Source organism: Bilophila sp. 4_1_30, assembly GCF_000224655.1.
Lineage (GTDB): Bacteria > Desulfobacterota > Desulfovibrionia > Desulfovibrionales > Desulfovibrionaceae > Bilophila > Bilophila wadsworthia.
Window position 1 is genome coordinate 1 of sequence record NZ_JH114281.1, and the last position, 782, is coordinate 782.

A 782-nucleotide genomic window follows, 5' to 3' on the forward strand; every position below is an offset into this window, starting at 1 on the left:
AATTCTATCTCCACACTTCGCGCAGGCCTTCCGATACAGCCAGTTCCAGCTATGCTTCTTGCAGGGCCGCAAATGCGGATATTGCGCGGCGGCTTCCCTGAGCCCTTCCGCCGTGAGGAACCCCACGGCCTCGGGCGACGGGATACGGTGGCGGCAGCGGATGATCATGACTCCACCATTTTCTTGAACAGGTTGATGAAGTAGATTTGCCCCTTGCCCGTGATTTTCGGCGTGCGGGTGATGCGGCTTTCCCCACTGCTTCCGATGCGGGTGCCCTCCTTGATCTCCATCCATCCGGCATCCATGCTTCTCTGGGTAGGCATGTTGGTCTGGGAACCATCCTTGTGCAGGTAGCCCCTACTCCTGAGCCACTCAAAGAAACGGTTCTGCCCGATGTCGTACCCCGTGGCTTGCTTGATGAGCTTCGCCATTTCCCCCACGAGGATGCTGGTCTTGGCGACCTCGATGGACTCGGCGAAGACGACCTTGGGCTTCACCTCCTCCATCTTCTGCTCCAGCGCGAGACGCTTCTGTTCTTCAAGAAGCCGCTGCTCCTCCTTGTCCGCCCACGCCCGCGCCGCCTCCGCCGGATTCCTGAAGTTCGGAAGCGCCGGGGCACCGTAGCCGCCCGTCCTGCGGATGGACGGAATAACCTCATGCACGATCCAGCGTTTGAACGCCTTGGCCTCCGGCTTGCGGGACCGGAGGACGAGCGAGTACAGGCCCGGTTCTGAAATGATACGGCTATCGCGTCGCAATCCTGTGGAATCATTCAGAGTGTG

1 protein-coding gene is annotated in these 782 nt (G+C 60.1%); it reads right to left on the reverse strand.

Annotated elements, in window-relative coordinates; genetic code table 11:
- Window positions 1-164: 164 nt before the first annotated feature.
- Window positions 165-782: phage antirepressor KilAC domain-containing protein (locus HMPREF0178_RS20145; protein ID WP_009369384.1), on the reverse strand; the 618-nt coding region annotated here is incomplete at its 5' end.